We start from the raw sequence: 22,186 nt of genomic DNA on the forward strand, positions 1-22,186 counted from the left end.
TTCTCAAGGGCGACAACTGATCTCGTGAGGTCGGGGTAACTCCCCGGGTACCCCCGAAATAGTTTCCGCTCCCAACCGCACTACGCGTCGGTACCGTCGACGGCACCCAAGTTGCGCGCTGAAGGTTCGGAGAGGCGGGTCAGCATGCGGGGGTTGGTCGTCGAGTTGCGGGGGACGATGTGGTCGTGCAGGAATTCGCGGATGGCGGTGTTGACGGCTACCGGGTGGGTGATGCTGACGGTTTGGCGGCCGCCTTCGATTTCCAGGTAGCGGGCGTCGGGGAGGCGGTCGGCGAGTTCGCGGGCGTGGGCGCGGGGGACGCCGCTGTGGGTGGGGTGGATAACCAGTGCGGGGCAGCTGATCTGGTGTAGTCGGTCCAGGATCGAGTCGCGGGTGAGGAGGGCGCCGGCGGCCACCTCGATGGCATCCGGATCGCGGGCCAGCCAGCGTTCCACCCAGATGGTGCGGGACCACTCGTCGTCGCCGATGAGCCAGTGCGCCAGATGATCGGCCAGGGCCGGGCGCGGGCCGTCCTCATTCCATTTGTCCAGGAAATTGCGGGCATTGGCGAGTTCGGTGCGGGAGGGTTCGTGCGCCTCGGTGCTCATGAGCACGAGTGCCGTCACGCGTTCGGGCGCGAGCAGGGCCGCGCGCAGCGCGATGAACCCGCCCTGCGAGATCCCGCCCAGCACCGCCTGCTGCGCGCCGACTTGATCCAGCACGGTCAGCGCGTCGCGGGCGCAGGTCCAATACGTGAACGGCAGCCCCTCGTCACGAGTGCGACCGTGCCCGCGGGCATCCCAGGACACCAGCCGGAACTCCGGGGTCAATGCGGCCGTTTGCGAGGCGAACATTGTTCTGTCCATGAGGAATTCGTGCCCCAGCAGCAGTACCGGACCCTCGCCCCCGCTGTCTTCGTAGTGGATCTCTGCATCGATCGCACGGGCGAATGGCACGAGGTAGAGGATAGCCAGCAGCGGTGACAATCAGCGTGGCTTTCCCGGCCACCGGTCCGCCCCGGGCCCCTGGACCCCTCGCTTCGAGCCCGAGTGCCCTCCGCTGCCGGGCCACTGTGCTCTACCGCCGCGGCCCGCGCGCCGGTATCGTCCGCCCGGCGAATCGACCGCACAGCGCGCACCGGCATCGAACTGTGCTTGCAAGGGCTGTCCGACGTCGACAAAGGCTGTTCCGTCGCCGGTCCGGAGTTTCGGAGAGGCGGCACAGGTGTGCTCTGTGTCGCTCTTTAGACTCACAGAGTGGCAGATACCCAGCGACCAGTCCTTGTTGTCGACTTCGGCGCGCAGTACGCGCAGCTGATCGCGCGCCGGGTGCGCGAGGCCAGTGTGTACTCCGAGGTGGTTCCGCATACGGCCACCGTCGAGGAGATCGCGGAGAAGAACCCTCTCGCCGTGATTCTTTCGGGTGGTCCGTCCAGTGTGTATGCCGAGGGGGCGCCGCAGCTGGATCCGCGGCTGTTCGATCTCGATGTGCCGGTTTTCGGTATCTGCTACGGCTTCCAGGCCATGGCGCAGGCGCTCGGCGGCACCGTTTCGCATACCGGAACCCGTGAATACGGGCGTACCGAGTTGAGTGTGGACGGCGGCATTCTGCACGGCGGACTGCCGACCCGGCAGCCGGTGTGGATGAGCCACGGTGACGCGGTCACCGATGCGCCCGCCGGTTTCGAGGTGACCGGTACCTCCGCCGGTGCGCCGGTCGCGGCGTTCGAGAATTTGGAGCGGCGGCTCGCGGGTGTGCAGTACCACCCGGAGGTGCTGCATTCGCCGCACGGCCAGCAGGTGTTGAGCCGGTTCCTGCACGAGATCGCCGGGATTCCGGCGGCGTGGACGGCGTCGAATATCGCCGAGGCGCTGGTCGCTCAGGTGCGCGAGCAGGTCGGTGACGGTCACGCCATCTGCGGTCTGTCCGGCGGTGTGGATTCCGCGGTGGCGGCGGCGCTGGTGCAGCGGGCCATCGGCGACAAGCTGACCTGCGTGTTCGTCGATCACGGACTGCTGCGAGCGGGCGAGCGGGAGCAGGTGCAGCGCGATTTCGTCGCCGCCACCGGCGCCCGGCTGGTGACCGTCGACGCGGTGGACAAGTTCCTCGGTGAGCTGAAGGGCGTCACCGATCCGGAGGAGAAGCGCAAGATCATCGGCCGGGAGTTCATCCGGTCGTTCGAGGATGCGGTGTCCGAAGTGGTCGGTGAGCAGGGCGAGACCAAGGTGGAGTACCTGGTTCAGGGCACGCTCTACCCCGACGTGGTCGAGTCCGGCGGCGGTACCGGTACCGCGAATATCAAGAGCCACCACAATGTCGGCGGGCTGCCGGACGATCTCGAATTCGATCTGGTCGAACCGCTGCGCCTGCTCTTCAAGGACGAGGTCCGCGCGGTCGGCCGCGAACTCGGCCTGCCCGAGGAAATCGTTGCGCGCCAGCCGTTCCCGGGCCCGGGTCTGGCCATTCGCATTATCGGCGAGGTGAATCAGGACCGGCTGGACCTGCTGCGGCAGGCCGATGCCATCGCCCGCGAGGAGCTCACGGCCGCCGGTCTGGACAAGCAGATCTGGCAGTGCCCCGTGGTGCTGCTGGCCGATGTGCGCAGTGTCGGCGTGCAGGGCGACGGCCGCACCTACGGTCATCCGATCGTGCTGCGCCCGGTGTCCAGCGAGGACGCCATGACGGCCGACTGGACCCGCCTGCCGTACGAAGTGCTGGAACGCATTTCGACCCGCATCACCAATGAGGTGCCGGACGTCAACCGCGTGGTGCTCGATGTGACGAGCAAGCCGCCGGGCACCATCGAATGGGAGTGAGCTGACTCCCCGGACATGACGAAGGCCCCTTGCCATTGCTGGCGAGGGGCCTTCTGCCTTCTCGGAGGGCAGTCCTCGAAGGCGTCCGCGCTGCCCCGGCGAGGGTGGGGCAGCGCGGCGAGCTAGTCGCTGTTCTTACGCGGCGACAGAACCAATACGATACCGACAACGATTGCGGCGATCACCACGATCCACCCCAGTGACAGTCCACCTGATACCGGCCAGGAGTGCGGGCCGATGAAGGCCCACACGCTCACACCGAGTCCCAGCAGTCCTGCCAGTAGCAGTGAGAACGACGGACGACGATTCTTCTGCTCAGCCACGATTCACCTCCGCGTTTCCCATCTGCACATCGACGGTCAGATTCAGCACCGGACCCGTTGCGGGCCCTGACATTCCGCTCACGCAGTTCGAATCACCCAGGCGCACAGTGCACGTCGTATCGACGCGCAGATTCTGCGGCAGTACCACCCGGGCGTCGCCCATGCGCACCGAGACCTTGACGGCCCGATCCTCGGTGAGCTGCAGTTTGCTCAGATCGAGCGTCGCCGAGCCCATCGAGACGTGATACGCCGGCAGCAGTTCGGTCGCCGCCGCCGCGGTCCAGTGGTGGTCGCCCATCGAGCCCTTGTCGAATTCGATGGGGCCGATCAGCGAGGACAGAATGACGAAACCGGCAAGGGGCGCAAGCAGAACCATGAGTCCGTAGCCGCGCCGCAGGAAGGCGCCGACGATCAAACCGAGTGCGATCACGGCCAGGGCGGCGGCGCCGATGCGGCTGGGCGTCATCCACTCCACACCCGAGGCGGCGGCTGCTCCGGCGGCGGCCGCGGCCAGGATGGCCAGGCCGATCACCATGAGGGTCAGGCGGGAACGGGGTTTGCGCGGCGCGGCCTGCACCGGGAGCGTCTGCTGGACCGGGCCGGGGCCGGGTTCGGGCAGATCCCAGGCCAGCGGGGCGACGCCGAGTGGATCCCAGCCCGGCGGGGTGGGGCCGAAATCGGGGGAGATGGGGGCGGGGCCGTAGGCGGTGTAGGGGCGCTCGGATGCGGACGGAATCCGGTGCAGCACAGGCGGTGTGCCGTCGAACGGCTGATCCTGCGGTGCTTCGGGTCCGGAAGTGTCGCTCGCGTAATCCTGCGGTGCCTCGGGTCCGGATGCGTCTTTCTCGCCGGTTCCAGTGTTGCCGGCCCCGGATTCGTTCGGGGAGTCGGTGCGGTCCACGTCATCCTTGCGGAGTACGACCGTCGCCTGGTCATCGGCCGGTGCCGGGACATCCTGGCTCGCAGTAGCGTTCACCTCTGGCTTGCGGAGAACCACGGTCTCGGATTCCGCTACGGGAGTCGAAACATCCTGTGCCACAGTCGGACCGGACTTCAGTACCGTGGTGTCCTGAGCTGCAACCTCGGGTTCAGGCGAAAACCCCTGCTGGGCAAAGGCTTCCGTAGGCGCATCCGAAGACGGCGGCTGGTTCGGATCGGGCTGGTAGCTGTCGGGCAGCTTCGTGTACGGCCCGTAGGTGTCGAATGGCGCTGTGGTGCCCGGGTATCCGGTCCAGAACGGTGAATTCGCGAGGGGGAACTCACCGAGCGTCGCATCCGCGGCCGTCTGCTCCAGATAGTCCGGCGGCGGCGCCGGCTGCCGCTGGTGCAGCAGCCACCAGCCGGCCAGCATGAGCGCGAAGCTGATCACCCCCGACCCGCCCAGCCCGACGCCGACGGGACCCACGGTGGTGACGGCGATACCCAGCGCCACCAGCAGCACAATGGTCTTGGACGAGGTCTGCGAACTCTGCCCCCGCCCGAAAAGCGATTCCGCCGCGGAGGATTGGTCACCCGACTGGCTCAGCAGCAGCCAAGCCATCAGATAAAGCACGATCCCCGCCCCGCCGAACAGCGCCGACGTCACGAACGCAACCCGCACCAGCACCGGATCCACGTTGTACCGCCGCCCGAACCCGGCCGCCACCCCCGCGATCGGCCCATTGTTCGGCAGCCGAACCGGCCGGGTCTGCCACATATCGTGAAGCTGATCAGCGAACCCGGCACGCCCGGTGCCCCTGGACCAGTCGCTCGTTCTCGTCATGGGTTCCATAGTCGTTGCGGGCCCGGCCCAGGCGCATCGGGGAACACCCTGAAACACCACCTGAACTTGGATAGTTCCGCGCATTCTGTCCGGACCGGACAAACCTCCGGTCTCAGGGCCGGAATGGGGGTGTTTCCCGATGTTGCCTGTCACCGTGGCATGCCAGTATCGGAGGTATGTATCCGTCCGCGCCCCTGTTCGACCCTGCCCGTGGGGCGCTCGATCCCGCGCGCGCGGTGGCGGCGCAGCCGCAGCGGCTGATGCGGAGGTCCGGCGGCCGGGTGGTCGGCGGGGTGGCGGGCGGTCTGGCCGACCATCTCGGCATCGATGTCTTCAAGGTGCGCATAGCGTTCGTGCTGCTGTCCGGGTTGCTCGGGGCCGGGGTGGTGGCCTACGGGATGCTGTGGATCTTCACGCCGGGCGGTGGGGACGCGGTGAAGCCGTCGGCGTCGGAGCGGCGGCAGGCCATCGGGCTGGTGCTGCTCGGGCTGGCGCTGTCGGTCGGCATGTCGTGGTTGTTCAATGGGACGGCCGCGCAGGTGGTGGGGCCGATCATCGTGGTCGCCATCGGTGCGGCGCTGGTGTGGCGCGAATTCGATGCGGACGGGCCGAGATCCGCCATCGGCCTGCCGTCGCGTCCGTCGGTGGTCACCTGGGCGCGCATTGTCGCGGGCGCGACGCTGATCGTGGTCGGGCTGGGTGTGGTGGTGCTGGCGCGCATCAATCTGAGTTCGCTGGGTTCGGCCCTGCTGGCGGTGGCGGTCACCCTGGTCGGGGCCGGGCTGCTCACGGTGCCGCTGTGGCTGCGCATGGTGCGGGCGCTCAATGATGAACGCGCGGCGCGTATTCGCAATGACGAGCGCGAGGAGATCGCCTCGCATCTGCACGATTCGGTGCTGCAGACGCTCGCGCTGATCCAGCGGCAGGCCGGGGATCAGCACGAGGTGGTGCGGCTGGCGCGCAGTCAGGAGCGCGAGCTACGCAAATGGCTGTTCGACGACACCGGTCCGGCGCAGTCGAGTCTGGTTGCGGCGCTGCGCACCATCGCCGGTGAGGTGGAGGATCAGCACGGGGTGAAGGTCACGCCGGTGACGGTGGGCGATGTGACCATGGATGTCGACGACAGCGGTATCGGCCTGCCCAAGGAGCATTTCACCGCACTGCTCGGCGCCAGCCGCGAAGCCCTGGTGAATGCCGCCAAACATGCCGAGGTGCCCTCGATCGACCTGTTCGCGGAGGCCGAACCGCATCAGGTGAGCGTCTTCGTGCGGGACCGGGGCAAGGGTTTCGATGTGAACGCGGTCGAATCCGACCGGCAGGGTCTGACCAGATCCATTCGCGCCCGGATCGAACGGCGCGGCGGGCATGTGGAGATCACCTCGACGCCCGGGCGTGGCACCGAGGTGCGAATCACCATGCCCCGCAAGGATGGTGCCGACGAACGTATTGTGGTGCAGCACGACTCTGCCGAATGAGGAGCTTGTGGTGAGTGTCCGGGTGTTTCTGGTCGACGATCATGCCGTGTTCAGGTCCGGGGTGCGGGCCGAGCTGAGTCGTGAATCCGATATGGAGGTGGTCGGCGAGGCCGGCGGGGTGGCCGAGGCCATTGCCGGAATCAAGGCGACCACACCGGATGTGGTGCTGCTCGATGTGCACATGCCCGACGGTGGTGGAGTAGCCGTGCTGCAGGGCGTCGAGGCGGGCCCGGTGTGCCTGGCGCTCAGCGTCTCCGACGCGGCCGAGGATGTGATCGCGGTGATTCGCGCGGGGGCGCGCGGCTATGTCACCAAGACGATCTCGGGTCCCGAACTGGCGGACGGCATTCGGCGGGTGGCGGGCGGCGATGCCGTATTCAGCCCGCGCCTGGCCGGTTTCGTACTGGACTCGTTCACCGGCCGGTCCCAGGTGCCCGAACCGCCGCTCGATCCCGAACTGGATTCGCTCACACCGCGTGAGCTGGAGGTGCTGCGCCTGCTGGCGCGCGGCTACACCTACCGGGAGATCGCCGAGAACCTGTTCATCTCGGTGAAGACAGTGGAAACGCACGCCTCCAATGTGCTGCGAAAGACCCAGCAGTCCAACCGCAATGCCCTCACCCGCTGGGCACACCGCCGCCGCATCGACTGAGCTACAGCACCACCAGGATCACGATGATGATCAGCAGGCCGATGAGCAGGCCGATCGCTACCGCCAGGGGTCCGGCGTTCGGGCCGAGCTTGGAGAGGTCGAAGCCCTTCGACTTCTGCTGCGGGGCAGCGGGCGCCGCGGTGGCGCTGGTGCGCTGCGGGCGGGGGAGCGGGCTGGAGTGCGGGCTGCGCAGTCCGGCAGCGGAATTGCGTGCCGCCCAGGCCGGAATGGTGCCGTCGTCGGTGCGCACCGGTGCGCCGAGAATGTAGGGCGCGGTACCGGGACCGAAAGCCGCGGTGAGGATTTCATTGCGCGCCTCGGCCATGGTGGGGCGCCGCTGCGGCGCCGGTTCCATCATGTGCAGCAGGACCGAGGTGAGCGGTCCGCTGCGCTGCGGCGGAATCACCTGCGCCATGGCGGCGCGTTCCACGATCACCCCGCTGTCGTCGTGGAAGCCGTACGGCGGCTGGCCCTCCATGGCGGTGTACAGCGTTGCGCCGAGCGAGAATACATCGCTGGCGGTGGTCGGCTGGGCGCCGCGCGCGACCTCCGGCGGCAGGTAGGCGGGGGTGCCGGTGATGACATCGCCGACATCGTCGGCATCGCCCGCGGCGCTGGAGATGCCGAAGTCGCTGAGTTTGACCATGCCGACCTCGTCGCCGCGGTCGGCTACCAGAATATTGCCGGGCTTGATGTCACGGTGCACGATGCCCGCGGCGTGCGCGGTGGCCAGTGCGTCGGCGACCTGTGCGCCGATCTGCGCGACCTCGATGGGGGAGAGCGCGTTCGTCAGCGAGATCGCCTTGGCAACACTGCGCGAGGGCAGGTACTCCATCACCAGCCAGGGCTCGCCGTTCTCGAGCTCGACGTCGTACACGGCGATGGCGTGCTCGTGCGACAGCTTCGCCGCCACCCGGCCCTCGTGCATGATGCGTCGCCGCACCTCCTGGGCCTCGTGCTCATTGAGCCCGGCGGTGGTGAGCACCTGCTTGATGGCGACATCGCGGTTGAGTAGGCGGTCCTTCGCCAGCCACACCGCACCCATGCCGCCGCCACCGAGCTTCGATTGCAGACGGTAGCGGCCGGCCACCAGGTAATCGGGGCCGACGATGGGACGGGCGCGTTCGGTCACGGGTGCAGGGTAGCGGAAAACCATCCTGACTGGCCTGGTTCGAAACTCGAGGTTTGCGCCACTGCCTCTTGACGCGCGTCGGGGCTCGAGTTCTACTGTGCTTGAATCGAACATATATTCGACTATCGTGAGTAGCTGAGTCGGTGCTGGCTGATCCGTCCCGGACCTGTAGGGGGTTCGGGAGGTGGCTTCGGCGCAGTGCGGTGGAGTCGTGCGCTCCTGGGAATTGGGTCCCCATCGATTGGGAGAGGTGGTCGAGAGATGGGTTCGGCGGAGGAAGCCAAGCAGGTGCAGCTGGCCGAATTGCGGCGGCGTATGGCGGCGATTCCGGCGCGCGGCGCCGAGGTGTCGGTGCGCCTGCCGGGCGGGCGATCGGGCGCGGCGACGCGGCAGGTGCCGCCGGTGGCGGCGGGTTCGCGACCGGAGACGGGTGCGCCGCCGGCGACCGCGGGTACCCGGGCGCCGGGCGCGGGGTTGCGGCGGGAATCGCTGCCGGTGCCGCCGGCGCTCGAAAACCTTTTGCCCGAAGGCGGTTTAGCGAAGGGGTCGGTGGTCCTGTACTCCGGTGCCAATTCCCTGCTCTCCGGTTTGCTGGCCGCGGTCACCGGTTCCGGTGGTCATGCCGCGGTGGTCGGCGTACCGCGTTTCGGCTTGCTGGCAGCAGCGGAAATGGGTGCGCGACTGGACCGTTTGGCGGTTGTCGTCAATCCCGGTCCGGATCCGCTCGAAGTCGCCTCGGTGTTGCTGGATGGCCTGGATCTGGTGATTCTGGGCTTGAACGGTGCTTCGGTGCCCATGTCCCGCACCCGAGTGCTCACCGCGCGCGCCCGGAGCAAGGGCTCCACGCTGGTGGTCACCGGTGGTTTCTGGGCCGGTCCGGTGCTGCGCATCGACAGTCGGGTGACGGGGTACAGCGGCCTGGGCCGTGGTTGCGGCCGATTGCGCACCGTCCGGCTGGATGTCTCCGTGCACGGCCGTTCCGCCCAGCCCCGCCTCGGCCATCTCGCCCTGAGCCCGAGCAATGGCCGGGTCGAATGGGTGGATGCGAATCACGCTGTCTCCGAACCACTGAGCCCCGCCCGCCATGCCGTCTCCTGACCGCCGGGCTGGTGGTGCACGGCGTGCCGCCGATCTGTGGGCGGCGGAGACCGGGGTCGTGGTGTGGTGGGCGTGAAAGCGCGGCGGGTGCTGGCGGTGTGGTGCCTGGATTGGCCCGCGGTGGCGGCGGCCGCCGAGGCGGGGGCGCCGGCCACCCGGGCGGTGGCGGTGCTTTCGGCGAATCGGGTGACGGCGTGTTCGGCGGCGGCGCGGGCGGAGGGGATTCGGCGCGGGCTGCGGAAGCGGGAGGCGCAGGGGCGGTGCCCGGATCTGCTGGTGGCACAGGATGATCCGGATCGGGACGCGCGACTGTTCGAGCCGGTGGTGGCGGCCGTGGATGCGACCGTACCGGGGGTGGAGGTGCTGCGACCCGGGCTGCTGGTGTTGTCGGCGCGCGGCGCGGCCCGGTTCTTCGGGTCGGAAGAGGCTGCGGCGGAACAGCTTGTGGACGCGGTGGCGGCGGCCGGGGTGGAATGCCAGATCGGCATTGCCGACGAGCTGTCCACGGCGGTGCTCGCCGCACGCCGCGCCACCATTGTCCCCGCCGGTCGGGGCGCGCGATTCCTTGCGCCGCTGCCCATCTCCGAGTTGTCCGTGGAACCGGCCCTGGCCGCACCGGAACGCGCCGATCTGGTGGATCTGCTGCACCGCTTGGGATTACGGCGCATCGGTGATTTCGCCGCGCTCACTCCCGCCGAGGTGGCGTCCCGCTTCGGCACGGATGCCATTGCCGCGCACCGCTGTGCCCGTGCCGAACCGGAGCGCCCGCCCTCCGCGCAGCTCCCCGCCCCCGACCTGACGGTGGAGTACCGCTGCGATCCTCCGATCGACCGCATCGACGCCGCCGCCTTCGCCGGCCGCCTGCTCGCCACCCGCCTGCACGAGGGTCTCGCCGCCGCCTCGGTAGCCTGCACCCGCCTGGTCATCCACGCGGAAACCGAAGCGGGCGAAGAGTTCTCCCGCACCTGGCGCTGCGCCGAACCCCTCACCCCCGACAGCACCGCCGACCGCATCCGCTGGCAACTCGACGGCTGGCTCACCCGCCGCTCCCTGGACCGCGCCCGCGCCGCCAGATACGGAACGACAGGTCGCGGCGCAGTGCCGCGGCCGGAGGGAAACGGCACGACGGCGTACCCGCCCGGCCGCCGCCCTGATTCGGTCGGATTCGAAGCGGACTCGACCGGGCGCGTTGCTGATTCGAGTAAGCGTGGCACGAGTTCTCCCGGGCGCGGTACGGGTTCGAGTGGGCGCGACGCCAGTTCGGGTGGGCGCGACGCCAGTTCGGGCGGACGTGGCATCGGTTCGGGCGGACGTGGCATCGGTTCGGGCGGACATGGCATCGGTTCGAGTGGGCGCGGCGTGGTTTCGCGTGGGCGTGGCTCGGAATCCGCTGGAGTGGAAGAGAACTCGGATGGGTGGGCGGAGGAGGACGAGGTACCGGGCTCTCCTATTACTCTGTTGCGGCTGGAGCCGGTGGAGGTGGTTTCGGCGGGGGCGTTGCAGCTCGGGTTGTGGGGTGGGGTCGGGGAGGACGAGGAGCGGGCGCGGCGGGCGCTGATTCGGGTGCAGGGGCTGCTGGGCGGGGATGCGGTGCGGTTGGGGGTGCTCAGTGGCGGGCGCGGGCCCGCGGAGCGGATCACCATGGTGACGCTGGGGGAGGAGCCGGTGCCGGCGGCGGATCCGGCGCAGCCGTGGCCGGGGCGGTTGCCGGAGCCCGCGCCCACCGTCGTGTGGGTGAGCCGGCCGCGGGTGCGGTTGGAGGCGGCGGACGGGTCTCCGGTGTGGGTGACCGACCGCGGCCTGTTCACCGCCGATCCGGCGCAGCTGCACTGGGGCCGCAGGTCCTGGCTGCTGATCGGCTGGGCGGGCCCGTGGCCGCTGGACGACCGCTGGTGGACACACCGGTTCGAGCACGGTTTCGCGGCCCGCGCCCAGGTCCTGCTGGACAAGGACAAGCGCGCCCTGCTGCTGCTCGGCTACAACCACACCTGGCATGTGGAGGGCCTCTACGAGTGAGATCGGACCGTGCTTCCGCACCGAACAGCCCCTGTCTGAATCGCGCAGCCTTTACCGGGCGTGCGCGGCTCGGACACGGGCTGTGTCGTCGATGGGACGGCCGGGCGAACGGTAGCGGCGGGCTGGTCACCCGGGTTATGGCGGTGCGCACAACCTGCGGCGGGGTGGAAGGCCGGTCCGTAGGCTGGTTGATCGTGGAGACGGTCAGCAAGGTCGCGTTCGATGATGTGTCGATCGCCTATCGGGATTCCGATGCGGCGGGGCACGGGTCGAACGATGCGCCGGTGGTGCTGGTGCACGGGATGGGCGGGGACGGGCACACCTGGGATCGGTTCGCGGCGGAGCTGGTGCGGCAGGGGCGGCGGGTGATCATTCCGGATCTGCGGGGGCACGGCCGGAGCGGGCATGCCGATTCGTATCGTTTCCCGGAGTTCGGCGCGGATGTGCTGCGGCTGTGCGAGCGTCTCGATCTGGCGCGGGTCGATCTGGTCGGGCATTCGCTGGGTGGTTACGCGGTGTCGTGGGTCGCCATGGAGCGTCCGGAATTGGTGCGGCGATTGGTTATTGAAGAGCAACCGCTGCCCCTGCGTTCCGGGGACGAGCAGATGACCCTGACCCGCCGCCTGCCGTCGCTGCCGGAGCTGTGGCACGCCACCAGCAGTCTGGTCCGGCATCCGCGCGCGGTGCTGGCTTTCGATCGCGCCATGACCGGCACCGCACTGGAGCAGTTCCGCAAGCCGCTGCCGGAATGGTGGGAGGGCCTGCCCGGGATCACCGCGCCGATGCTTTTCCTGCGCGGCGGCCCGGGCGGCATGGTCGACCCGGCGAAATTGGAATTGCTGCGCACCGCCGTTCCCGAGTGCACGGTGCGGGTCTTCAGCTCCGGGCACAGCATTCACCGCGATCGCTATCAGGAATTCGCGAGTACCGTGCTGCCCTTCCTGGGGCACTGAGCTGGTGCGTTCCCGAAGTGCCGGACAATTGCGTTTTACGGGGACCGAACACCGGAGGCCCCGGCGGAATCTACAGTTAGACGGTGTCCGCACTCGAGCGTCCTACCCTGTTCTTCGCCGATGAGCAGTCGTTTCGGGAATGGCTGGCAGCCAATCACGCTGCCGTCGACGGTATTTGGATGAAATTCGCCAAAAAGGGGACCGGCTGGGTCTCGCTGGATCATGCCCGCGCACTCCGGCAGGCCCTGTGTTTCGGCTGGATCGACGGGCAGGCGCGGCCCCTGGACGAGGAGTTCTATCTTGTCGGATTCACCCCGCGCCGCCGCCGCAGTCCGTGGTCACAGCGCAATGTGGGGCTGGTCGCGGAGTTGATCGAACAGGGTCTCATGCATCCGGCGGGGCAGGCGGAGATCGACCGCGCCAAGGAGGACGGCCGCTGGGACAATGCCGCCGGCCGCGATCTGCCGGAGGATTTTCTCGCCGCCCTCGCGCGCAATCCGGAGGCGGCGGCCTTCTTCGAGACGCTGCCCGCCCAATCGCGGATCGTCGTCGGTTATCACCTGGGCAGCGCGGTGCGGCCGGAAACGCGTGCGCGTCGTCTCGAGCAGTTGATTCGCAAACTGGCCGACGGGCAATCGCTGTGACCGCGTTCGAGGGGCTGGCCTGTTCGGCTGCCGCGCGGGAGATTCCGCTACCCGGCAGCGCCACCCGCATCACCGGCTGGCTGTGTATAGAACAGCCCGGCGCGTGGGGCCGCGATGTGATCGGCGATGAGGTGCTCGGCCCCGAGATCACCGCCGAACTGGCGGCGCGCACCAAGGCCGCCCAGGTGCGTCCCATGGTGATCCGCCGCCCCGGACGTTATGAATTCAACGGTGTGCGCACGGTTCTCATCGCGAGCTCCCGGCCCGAGGGCTCCTGGTGTGAGCGCTTCGAGATCACCGATCTCAAACAATTGCTGGATCTGGACCTGCACCTGCTCAACGGCCCGCCGCCGGGAATCGGTGCGCTGGTGGAGGAACCGGTGGTGCTGGTCTGCGCGCACGGTAAGCGCGATCAGTGCTGCGCCCTGCTCGGCCGCCCGATCGCGGCCGGTCTGTCCGATCTGTATCCGGACCGGGTCTGGGAGTGCTCGCACACCGGCGGTCACCGCTTCGCCCCGGCCGTGGTTCTCCTGCCGACCGGCCTGACTTACGGTCGTATGGACGGGGATTCGGCGATCGCCATGGTCGATGCGGCCGACCGCGGCGAGGTATCGCTGACCGGTTTCCGCGGCCGGAGCTGCTACCCGCCGGTCGAGCAGGTCGCGGAAGTGACTGTCCGCCAGGAGATCAGCGACGAGACCTATACCCGCCGCGCCGCGGACGGCAATGCGCGGCCCACCGCCGGTGACGGCGACCCGGGTGCAGGCGTCGACGACCTCACCGTGGAACTCACCGAAATCGACAGTGCCACAATCGAAGACCACGCCACCTTCGCGGGCGCGGCCACGGTCACCCATCGTGACGGCCGCCGCTGGCTGGTCACCACCCGCACCATCGCCTACGCCCCGCGCCAAGCCAGTTGCGGCGCCTCGCCGAAACCCGCCACCGCGGTGGTTGCCGACCAGATCCACCCACTGCACTGAGATCCCCGCGCTATCCCGCGAGCGCCTCCGTAATCCCGCCCACCGTCATCCCGGCATGAATCTCGCCCCCGTCATCCCGGTGTGAATCTCGCCCCCGTCATCCCGGCATGAATCCCGCCCCCTTCATTCCGGTGTGAATCTCGCCCTCGTCATCCCGGCATGCTTTTGGCCGGGATCCACTGGAACCGCGTAGATTCCGGCCACAGCGCGCCGGAATGACGAGGGACGCCTTCGGTAGAGGTTGACGCCGACTAATCAGTGTGGTCTGGGCTCCGGAACTTCGAAGAGCGCCAGGGTGATTCGGTAGAGCAGGGGAGTGAGGTCCGGCAGGTCGGCGGCCCGGGAGAAGAGCAGGCAGTCGCGGACGCGGTCGTCGATGGCGCCGATGAGCACGTCGAAGACCTCGGTTTCGATGTCCGCCGGGATATCGCCCGCGGCGCGGCCGATATCGAAGGCGGCGCGCATACGGGCGGCGAAGATCTTCTTCAGGTCGACGCGCTGGCGGGCCACCCGCGGTCCGGCGGCGTAGGCCTCGGTGTGCAGGGCGTGCGCGAATTCGCTGTGCTCGGCGAGAAATCGCAGGTATTCGCCGAGCGTGGTGCGGACCAGGCTGCGCCAGTCGGTGCGCGGCGCGGCGGCGATGGCCGCGTCCATGGCGGCGACCACCTGTGCGACCGCCTCGGAATAGGCCGCCGCGAAGCAGTCTTCGCGATCGGTGAAGAACTGGTAGAAGGTGCGCCGGGAGATATTGGCTCCGGCCACGATATCGGCCACCGTGGTGGCGGCGTACCCGCGCTCGGACACCGATTCGAGCACGCTCCACATCATGCGGAAGCGCTGTGAATTCTCCACCGTCAGACGGTCGAGGCCATGGCTGCCACGGGGCAGCCGGGCGCGGCCGACAGCGGGATCGAGACTCATCAGTCGAGGATAACGAGTTGTTTCCGCCGCGCGGGTTACTGCCTGTGACAGGCGCCGCAGCAATGTGGCGGGCAGCATCATTGCACTCGCACGTGTCGCCCGTTACAGTCACGACCCGTTGGGTACGCGAATGTTTCTTTGTCGAGGGGTCGGATGAAACTCGGGAATTCTTGGGGCCGTGCCGTCGGTGCACTAGCCCTGATCACGGCGGCGGTGACGGTCGGCGCGCTGGCGACGCCGGTCGCGGCCAGCACGCCGGACGCCGGTTCGCTCGGCGCGCAGTGGACCGCGGCCCAGGATGATCCGCCGCAGTATCCGGGCGTGCACATCGACTGGGACGTGCCGATCACCATGAGTGACGGAACGGTGTTGAAGGCCAATGTCTATCGGCCGATGAACGCCCAGGGCCAGATCGTGGATACCCCGCTCCCGACCATCGTGAATATGACCCCGTACACCAAACTTGTGTCGATGATCGCCGATTCGGCGCTGTCGGTACCGGTGCTGCCGGACATTCTGAGCAATTTCCTGCAGGGCTTCGACCTGTCCGGCGTCGGCCTGGGCGGGCTCACCGACCTCACCAAGGCGCTGCCGGGCGGTGCGGCCCGGCTGTTCACCGCCGACCGCAAACTGATTCAGAGCGGGTACACGCAGGTGGTCGCCGATGTGCGCGGCACCGGTTTCTCCGAAGGCGTGTGGCAGGTCTTCCAGCAGCGTGAACAGCTCGACAGTGCCGAGGTGATCGACTGGGCGAGTAAGCAGTCCTGGTCGGACGGCAAGGTCGGCATGAGCGGAATCTCGTACTCGGCCATCAATCAGCTGCATGCCGCCGAACAGCAGCCGCCCGCGCTGAAGGCCATCTTCCCGGTGGAGCCGGGCAGTGATCTGGTGCGCGATGTGCTCGCCACCGGCGGTGCGCTCGGATTCGGTTTCATCCCACCGTGGTTGCTCGGTGTCGACAGTCTCAAGCTCATTCCGGATCTGTCCGCCCTGTTCTCCGGCAATTTCGACTGGAAGTGGCTGGCGGACCGGCTGCAGAGCCCGATGACGTTCTTCGACTACATCATTCAGGCGCTCACCATCCAGAGCGTGCCGGAGATTCCGGACAATCTGAAGAGTCTGCTGGAGACCGACAGTCCGCTGCGCCAGGGCTGGCTCGGCCATCCGGACCGGGTGCGCGTGCCGACCATGGTCTACGGCGGCTGGCACGATATCTTCACCTACTCCGAACCGCGCATCTACAACGCGATTCCGCTGCCGCCCGGACAGAAGCAGCTGATCATGGGCGATACCTACCATGCGGATCCGGGCAGCGGCTTCGGTGCGCCGGGAGCGCCGCCGCGCATGGATGTGCTGCAGCGCGCGTGGTTCGACCACTGGCTCAAGGGAATTGACAACGGCATAGACGGGTACGGCCCGGTGACGTTGTTCCAGCAGGGCGGATCCTGGACCACCGCGGGCGAATTCCCGCGCAGCGAAGCCGATTACCGCCGCATGTACCTGTCCGGAGCGCCCAGCGGCACCGCCGGCGGCAGCCTGTACGACGGCAGTCTGGCCACCGAACCCGGTGGGCCGCAGCGGCTTACCGTCGGCGCCGGTGTCATGAGCCTGTGCTCACGGGACTCCGCGCAGATCACCGCGGGCATCACCGCCGTTCTCGACGCCTGCGCCAAGGACGCCCGGCCGATGGAACTCAACGGTCTGACCTTCACCAGCCCGCCCGTCGCTCAGGCGACCACCATTTCCGGTCCGGTGAACCTGCACCTCAATACGGTGCTGGACGCGACCGACGGTTACTGGTCGGCAACCATCAATGATGTTGCCCCCGACGGCCGTTCCACGGTCCTCACCTCCGGCCAGCTGACCGCTTCGCTGCGAAAGGTCGACGATGCCAAGGCATCCCGCTCGGCCAATGGCGATTACACCGATCCCTACCCGTACCTGACCCTGGATACCCGCGAGCCGCTGGTTCCGGGCCGGCCCACTCAGCTCGATCTGGGCCTGACCGCCACCGACGCCGTTCTCCAGCCGGGCCACCGCCTCCGCGTGGACGTCTTCGCCTTCAATTTCCCGCGCGGCCTCCCGCTGCGGCCGCTGCTCAACGAAAGCCAACTCCTCCCACAGCACATCGATATCGACCCCAGCGCTCCCAGCTGGATCAACGTACCTATCGGCGGCAACCCGGGCTGGTAGGAAAACTCCGTACAAAACCCCTCTGCCCCAGGACAGTCACTGGGTCGGAGGGGTTTTCTTTACAGTTCCCGGCACTGGTAGCAAACTGTTGGTAACTGATGTTCGTATCAGCCCGATACTCCGAGCAACATCTATTCGGGAGGTTCGGAATGCGATCTGTGATGCGACTTGCCGCCGGGGGCGTTATTACCACCGCAGTTGCGGCCGCCACGCTCGTGGGTGGTGGGGTGGCTCAGGCTGACGTCCCGGTCGGGGACGCGAATTGTCACCTCTACAACATCTTCAACACCGGTGGAATGTCGAATTGTGAACTGCCGACCTGGCATCAGGTGAAGCTCACCTGTGTGGCGTGGCCGGTTCCGTTCACCTACTGGAAGTACGGGCCGGTGCAGTACGGGCAGAACCAATCGTGGGCCAGTTGTGATTCGCTGAACGCGCTGGTGGGGCTCGAAGTCATCCAGGCATGAACGGCAACGGCAACGCTTTCCGCTGCTGATGAGCGGAAAGCGTTGCCGTAGGGGTGATTCGGATCGGTGAGTTGCTAAGCGCTCACCAGTGTGTGCCCGGTACCAGCCGCGCGGCGCGGCGCAGTGCGGTGCCGGTGACGCGGATCGCGGGCGGTACGGTCCGCCGGTGGCGTTGCGGCACAACAACTTCCACATCGACGGTCTCCGGCTCTAGCACCGTCTCGCCCTTGGCGGCGGGGGAGTCGCCGATGGCGCGGTAGTAGCGGTGCAGCACCCGCTCCTTGATGGCCGGCGCGACCAGGTTGCCGTACTCGGCGAGCGTGCCCAGCGGTACATCGATGCGGCGCGGCCGCTCGGTGAGCGCGCGCACGATGGTCGCCGCCGCCCACTCCGGGGACTGGGTGGGGGTGCCCTGATCGCCACTGGGGGTGATCATCGGAGTGCGCACCAGCGGCATGTGGATGGTGGTGAAAGTGACGTTGTCGGAGAACATTTCGGCCGCGGTCACCTCGGCGAACTTGTCCAGGGCCGCCTTGCTGGCCAGATAGGCGGCGAAGCGCGGAGTGGCCACCTGTACGCCGGCGCTCGAAATATTCACGATGTGACCGAATTTGCGCTCCCGCATCTGCGGCAGCAGCGCGAGGGTCATGCGGACCGCGCCGAAATAGTTGACCGCCATGGTGCGCTCGAAGTCGTGCATGCGATCGGTGGAGCGGTGCACGGCTCGGCGGATGGACCGCCCGGCATTGTTGACCAGCATGTCGACATGCCCGTGCTCGGCGAGGATGAGCGTGATGGCGGCATCCACGGAATCGGCGTCGGTGACATCGCACTGATAGCCGTGCGCCTCGCCCCCGGCGGCCTTGATCTCGTCGACCGCGATGGCCAGTTCCTCACCGCGGCGGGCCATCAGCAGGACGACCGCGCCCTTCTCGGCGACGGCCAGCGCGGCGGAGCGCCCGATGCCGGAGGAGGCCCCGGTGATGAGAACGTGCTTGCCGGTCAGGTCGCGACGGGCGCGCCGACGGGCCAGGTAACCGTTGCCGTCGGCGGCTGAGCTATCGGTCATCACTGCTCCCTTGCAGATCGAAGTGCCTTGAACTTACTCCAAAGTAAGTTCCGGTGCCAGGAGGGGCGCGCGAAGTGGTTGTCGTGAGGTCCGGCCGGTCGCCGAACCTGCGGGCGAGTTTTACAGACCGTTCGGTTGGGTCTGGCGTAATGTCTCGAATCGTCGAATGTATGTTCGATGCCCGGAAGGGATCGATCGAGGCGGAGGAGGCGGGGCGTGGGCTGGCACAACGGTCCGCCGACCTGGGCGGAGCTGGAGCGCGTGCTCTCCGGCCGGCCCGGCCGCGCCCGGGAGATCGAGGGCGACGGCGGCGACAGCCCGGCCTGGTCCCGCAAGCGCGAAAAATACGAGGCCGGGCCGCTGGAACGCGCCGAGCGACCGGGGACGCCGTACGCGGAACTGCACACCCACTCCGCCTACAGCTTTCTCGACGGCGCCAGCCCGCCCGAGGAACTCGTGGAGGAGGCGGTGCGGCTCGGCCTCGAAGCACTCGCGCTCACCGATCACGACGGGTTCTACGGGGTGGTGCGCTTCGCCGAGGCCGCCCGCGAATGGGGGATGCCGACGGTCTTCGGCGCCGAACTGTCCCTGGGCACCGCAGCCCGCGCCGGAGCGCACCTCGCGCCGCGCGGCACCCGGCGCGGCCGGGGCGGGCGCGCGGATTCCGCGATCCCGGCCGAGGGCGTGCGGGCCGGCGCCGCTCGCGAGGGTCGGCGCGGCCGGGGACGATCCGGTGAGGGGGCCGAGACCGGCTGGGCCGATTCCGCACCGCGCACCGGTGCGCCCGATCCGGTCGGGCCGCATCTGCTGATCCTGGCGCGCGGGCAGGAGGGGTACCGCCGGTTGTCGCGGGAGATGGCGGCCGCGCATATGGCGGCGGGGGAGAAGGGGGTGCTGCGCTATGACCTGGATCGGCTCACCGAGGCGGCGGGCGGGCACTGGCATGTGCTTACCGGATGCCGCAAAGGGACTGTGCGGCAAGCGCTTCAGCAGAGTGATGCCGCCGGGGAAGCCGCGCTGCGTGATCTCGTGGAGCGGTTCGGCCGCGAACATGTGAGTGTGGAGCTCACCCACCACGGCGTTCCCGAGGACGATGAGCGCAATGCCCGGCTCATCGCCCTGGCCGATCGGCTGGGGCTACCCGTATTGGCCACCACCGGAGCACATTTCGCCGCACCGCCGCAGCGGCGCCGGGCCATGGCGCTGGCCGCCATTCGGGCGCGGTCGAGCCTGGACGAGATGGCGGGGTGGCTGGCCCCGACCGGCGGCGCGCACCTGCGCTCCGGTGCGGAGATGGCGCGGCTGTTCGCGGATTGCCCGGGCGCCGTCGCGAATGCTGCTGCGCTGGCCCGGGAATGCGCCTTCGATCTGCGCTTGATCGCACCGCAACTGCCGCCCTTCGATGTTCCGGCGGGACATGACGAGAACTCCTGGCTGCGGGAGCTCACCATGGCGGGCGCGGAGCGCCGCTACGGTCCGCGCGCGGGCAATCCGAAGGCGTACCGGCAGCTCGAACACGAACTGGCGGTGATCGCCGAGCTGAAGTTCCCGGGCTACTTCCTGGTGGTGCACGACATCGTGAGCTTCTGCCACAACAGCGACATCCTGTGCCAGGGCAGGGGTTCGGCGGCGAACTCGGCCGTCTGCTACGCCATCGGCATTACCAATGTGGATCCGGTCGCGAACAAGCTGCTGTTCGAGCGGTTCCTGTCGCCCGAGCGCGACGGGCCGCCCGATATCGACGTCGATATCGAATCGGATCGGCGCGAGGAGGCTATCCAGCACGTCTACGCCAAGTACGGGCGCGAATACGCCGCGCAGGTGGCCAATGTGATCACCTATCGCGGCCGCTCGGCGGTGCGCGATGCCGCACGCGCGCTGGGGTTTTCGCCCGGACAGCAGGATGCGTGGAGCAAACAGGTGAGCCGGTGGACGGGCGTCGCCGAGGAGGAGCACACCGATATTCCGGCGGACGTGCTCGGACTGGCCGGTGAATTGGAAGGATTGCCACGACATTTGGGCATCCACTCCGGTGGCATGGTGATCTGCGATCGGCCCATCGCCGATGTCTGCCCGACCGAATGGGCGCGCATGGCGGGGCGCAGCGTGCTGCAGTGGGACAAGGACGACTGTGCCGCAGCGGGTTTGGTGAAATTCGATCTGCTGGGCCTCGGCATGCTCTCGGCGCTGCACTACATGATCGACCTGGTCGCCGAGCACCGGGGCGAGACCGTCGAACTGCACCGGCTGGATCTCACCGAGGCCGCCGTGTACGACATGCTGTGCCGCGCGGACTCGGTGGGCGTGTTCCAGGTGGAGTCGCGGGCGCAGATGGCGACCCTGCCGCGATTGAAGCCGCGTAATTTCTACGATCTGGTGGTGGAGGTGGCGCTCATCCGGCCGGGGCCCATTCAGGGCGGATCGGTGCACCCCTATATCCGCCGCCGCAACGGGCGCGAGAAGGTCACCTACGACCATGCGGCGCTGGAGAATTCGCTGGAGCGCACGCTCGGCATCCCGCTGTTCCAGGAGCAGCTCATGCAGATGGCCGTGGATATCGCCGGATTCACCGCCACCGAAGCCGATCAGCTGCGCCGGGCCATGGGTTCCAAACGCTCGCCGGAGAAGATGGAGCGATTGCGCGAACGCTTCTATCAGGGCATGCGCGAACTGCACGGCATTACCGGGGAGGTCGCCGACCGCATCTACGAGAAGGTGTACGCCTTCGCGAATTTCGGTTTCCCGGAGAGTCATTCGCAGAGTTTCGCCTCCCTGGTCTTCTATTCGTCGTGGTTCAAGCTGCACCATCCGGCGGCCTTCTGCGCGGGTCTGCTGCGGGCGCAGCCGATGGGGTTCTACTCCCCGCAATCGCTGGTCGCCGATGCGCGGCGGCACGGGGTGGCGGTGCACGGGCCGGATATCAATCACAGTCTGGCCGAGGCCACGCTGGAGGCGAAGGGTACGCAGATCCGGCTCGGCTTGGCGGCGGTTCGAGGTATCGGCACGGAGTTGGCCGAACAGATTGTGGAGGCCCGCGCGTCCGGGCCCTACACCTCGTTCCCGGATCTCACCGGGCGGGTGGAATTGACTGTGCCGCAGGCGGAATCGCTGGCCACCGCAGGTGCGCTGGGCAGTCTCGGCAGTACTCGGCGGCAGGCGCTGTGGGCGGCCGGGGCCGCGGCGGGCGAACGTCCCGATCGGCTGCCCGGTATCGGGGCGGCCACCGAGGCGCCCGCGCTGCCCGGAATGAGTGCGCTGGAATTGGCCGCCGCCGACGTGTGGGCCACCGGGGTCTCGCCCGGCAGTTATCCGACCGAATTCCTGCGGCCCCGGCTCGATGCGCTGGGTGTGGTGCCCGCCGACCAGTTGCTCGGAATCCGGGACGGCACACGAGTTCTGGTCGGCGGCGCGGTCACCCACCGGCAGCGCCCCGCCACCGCGGGCGGTGTCACCTTCCTCAATCTCGAGGACGAGACCGGCATGGTGAATGTGGTCTGCTCGGTCGGTCTCTGGGCGCGTTACCGCCGGCTCGTGCAAACCGCGCCCGCCCTGCTCATTCGCGGGCAGGTGCAGAATGCCGAGGGTGCGGTCACCGTGGTCGCCGACCATGTGCAGCGCATGGATCTGCGCATAGAGGGACGCTCCCGCGACTTCCACTGACCTGCTACGACTTCCGCCGCGG

Annotated in this window: 17 protein-coding genes; 11 read left to right on the forward strand and 6 right to left on the reverse strand. The window is 68.2% G+C overall.

Features of this window, described 5'->3' with window-relative positions; all coding sequences use genetic code 11:
* Positions 1-80: 80 nt before the first annotated feature.
* Entirely contained in the window at positions 81-956 is an 876-nt protein-coding gene (locus tag OG326_RS07270; protein WP_327143835.1) for an alpha/beta fold hydrolase, read from the reverse strand.
* Positions 957-1,256: 300 nt separating this feature from the next.
* Between OG326_RS07270 and guaA the strand changes: the two genes are divergently transcribed.
* Positions 1,257-2,816: a glutamine-hydrolyzing GMP synthase gene (gene guaA / locus OG326_RS07275; protein ID WP_327143836.1), complete on the forward strand. Its 1,560-nt coding sequence runs from the start codon at positions 1,257-1,259 to the stop codon at positions 2,814-2,816.
* Positions 2,817-2,938: 122 nt separating this feature from the next.
* Here the strand turns inward: guaA and OG326_RS07280 are convergent, their stop codons facing one another.
* Positions 2,939-3,139 carry a hypothetical protein gene (locus OG326_RS07280; protein ID WP_297622160.1) on the reverse strand — a complete coding sequence of 67 codons (201 nt, stop codon included), beginning with the start codon at positions 3,137-3,139 and terminating at the stop codon, positions 2,939-2,941.
* Entirely contained in the window at positions 3,132-4,901 is a 1,770-nt protein-coding gene (locus OG326_RS07285) for a PspC domain-containing protein (protein ID WP_327143837.1), read from the reverse strand. The genes OG326_RS07280 and OG326_RS07285 overlap by 8 nt, the downstream gene beginning before the upstream one ends.
* 260 nt (positions 4,902-5,161) lie before the next feature.
* On the opposite strand from OG326_RS07285, the gene OG326_RS07290 reads away from it, so the two are divergent.
* Entirely contained in the window at positions 5,162-6,376 is a 1,215-nt protein-coding gene (locus OG326_RS07290) for an ATP-binding protein (RefSeq protein ID WP_327146401.1), read from the forward strand.
* Positions 6,377-6,398: 22 nt separating this feature from the next.
* Entirely contained in the window at positions 6,399-7,028 is a 630-nt protein-coding gene (locus OG326_RS07295) for a response regulator transcription factor (RefSeq protein WP_327146402.1), read from the forward strand.
* A gap of 1 nt (position 7,029) precedes the next feature.
* Here OG326_RS07295 and OG326_RS07300 read toward each other — a convergent pair whose 3' ends face one another.
* Positions 7,030-8,184, reverse strand: a complete 1,155-nt coding sequence (locus OG326_RS07300) for a serine/threonine-protein kinase (RefSeq protein WP_327143838.1) — start codon at positions 8,182-8,184, stop codon at positions 7,030-7,032.
* Between the two features lie 237 nt (positions 8,185-8,421).
* Between OG326_RS07300 and OG326_RS07305 the strand changes: the two genes are divergently transcribed.
* From OG326_RS07305 to OG326_RS07325, 5 genes are all read left to right on the forward strand, one after another.
* A complete protein-coding gene (locus OG326_RS07305) occupies positions 8,422-9,258 on the forward strand; it encodes a hypothetical protein (RefSeq protein ID WP_327143839.1) in 837 nt (278 codons plus the stop codon).
* 66 nt (positions 9,259-9,324) lie between these two features.
* Positions 9,325-11,274: a DNA polymerase Y family protein gene (locus OG326_RS07310; protein WP_442791013.1), complete on the forward strand. Its 1,950-nt coding sequence runs from the start codon at positions 9,325-9,327 to the stop codon at positions 11,272-11,274.
* A gap of 194 nt (positions 11,275-11,468) precedes the next feature.
* On the forward strand, positions 11,469-12,227 hold the full coding sequence (locus tag OG326_RS07315; RefSeq protein ID WP_442790926.1) for an alpha/beta fold hydrolase: 759 nt from the start codon (positions 11,469-11,471) through the stop codon (positions 12,225-12,227).
* 83 nt (positions 12,228-12,310) lie between these two features.
* The gene (locus OG326_RS07320) at positions 12,311-12,871 is read left to right on the forward strand and encodes a YdeI/OmpD-associated family protein (protein WP_327143841.1); all 561 of its coding nucleotides are present in this window, start codon (positions 12,311-12,313) and stop codon (positions 12,869-12,871) included.
* Entirely contained in the window at positions 12,868-13,854 is a 987-nt protein-coding gene (locus OG326_RS07325) for a sucrase ferredoxin (RefSeq protein WP_327143842.1), read from the forward strand. Before OG326_RS07320 ends, OG326_RS07325 begins: the two co-directional genes overlap by 4 nt.
* A gap of 255 nt (positions 13,855-14,109) precedes the next feature.
* Here OG326_RS07325 and OG326_RS07330 read toward each other — a convergent pair whose 3' ends face one another.
* Positions 14,110-14,775 carry a TetR/AcrR family transcriptional regulator gene (locus OG326_RS07330; RefSeq protein WP_327143843.1) on the reverse strand — a complete coding sequence of 222 codons (666 nt, stop codon included), beginning with the start codon at positions 14,773-14,775 and terminating at the stop codon, positions 14,110-14,112.
* Positions 14,776-14,928: 153 nt separating this feature from the next.
* Between OG326_RS07330 and OG326_RS07335 the strand changes: the two genes are divergently transcribed.
* Positions 14,929-16,968 (forward strand): CocE/NonD family hydrolase, encoded by a 2,040-nt coding sequence (locus OG326_RS07335; RefSeq protein ID WP_327143845.1) that lies wholly within the window; start codon positions 14,929-14,931, stop codon positions 16,966-16,968.
* Positions 16,969-17,117: 149 nt separating this feature from the next.
* A complete protein-coding gene (locus tag OG326_RS07340) occupies positions 17,118-17,435 on the forward strand; it encodes a hypothetical protein (RefSeq protein ID WP_327143846.1) in 318 nt (105 codons plus the stop codon).
* Positions 17,436-17,517: 82 nt separating this feature from the next.
* Here the strand turns inward: OG326_RS07340 and OG326_RS07345 are convergent, their stop codons facing one another.
* Positions 17,518-18,504 (reverse strand): SDR family NAD(P)-dependent oxidoreductase, encoded by a 987-nt coding sequence (locus OG326_RS07345; protein ID WP_327143847.1) that lies wholly within the window; start codon positions 18,502-18,504, stop codon positions 17,518-17,520.
* Positions 18,505-18,720: 216 nt separating this feature from the next.
* Here OG326_RS07345 and OG326_RS07350 point away from each other — a divergent pair, with 216 nt between their 5' ends.
* A complete protein-coding gene (locus OG326_RS07350; RefSeq protein ID WP_327143848.1) occupies positions 18,721-22,164 on the forward strand; it encodes an error-prone DNA polymerase in 3,444 nt (1,147 codons plus the stop codon).
* Positions 22,165-22,186: the final 22 nt, after the last annotated feature.

The sequence above is a fragment of the Nocardia sp. NBC_01327 genome (genome assembly GCF_035958815.1).
In the GTDB taxonomy this organism is placed as follows: Bacteria; Actinomycetota; Actinomycetes; order Mycobacteriales; family Mycobacteriaceae; genus Nocardia.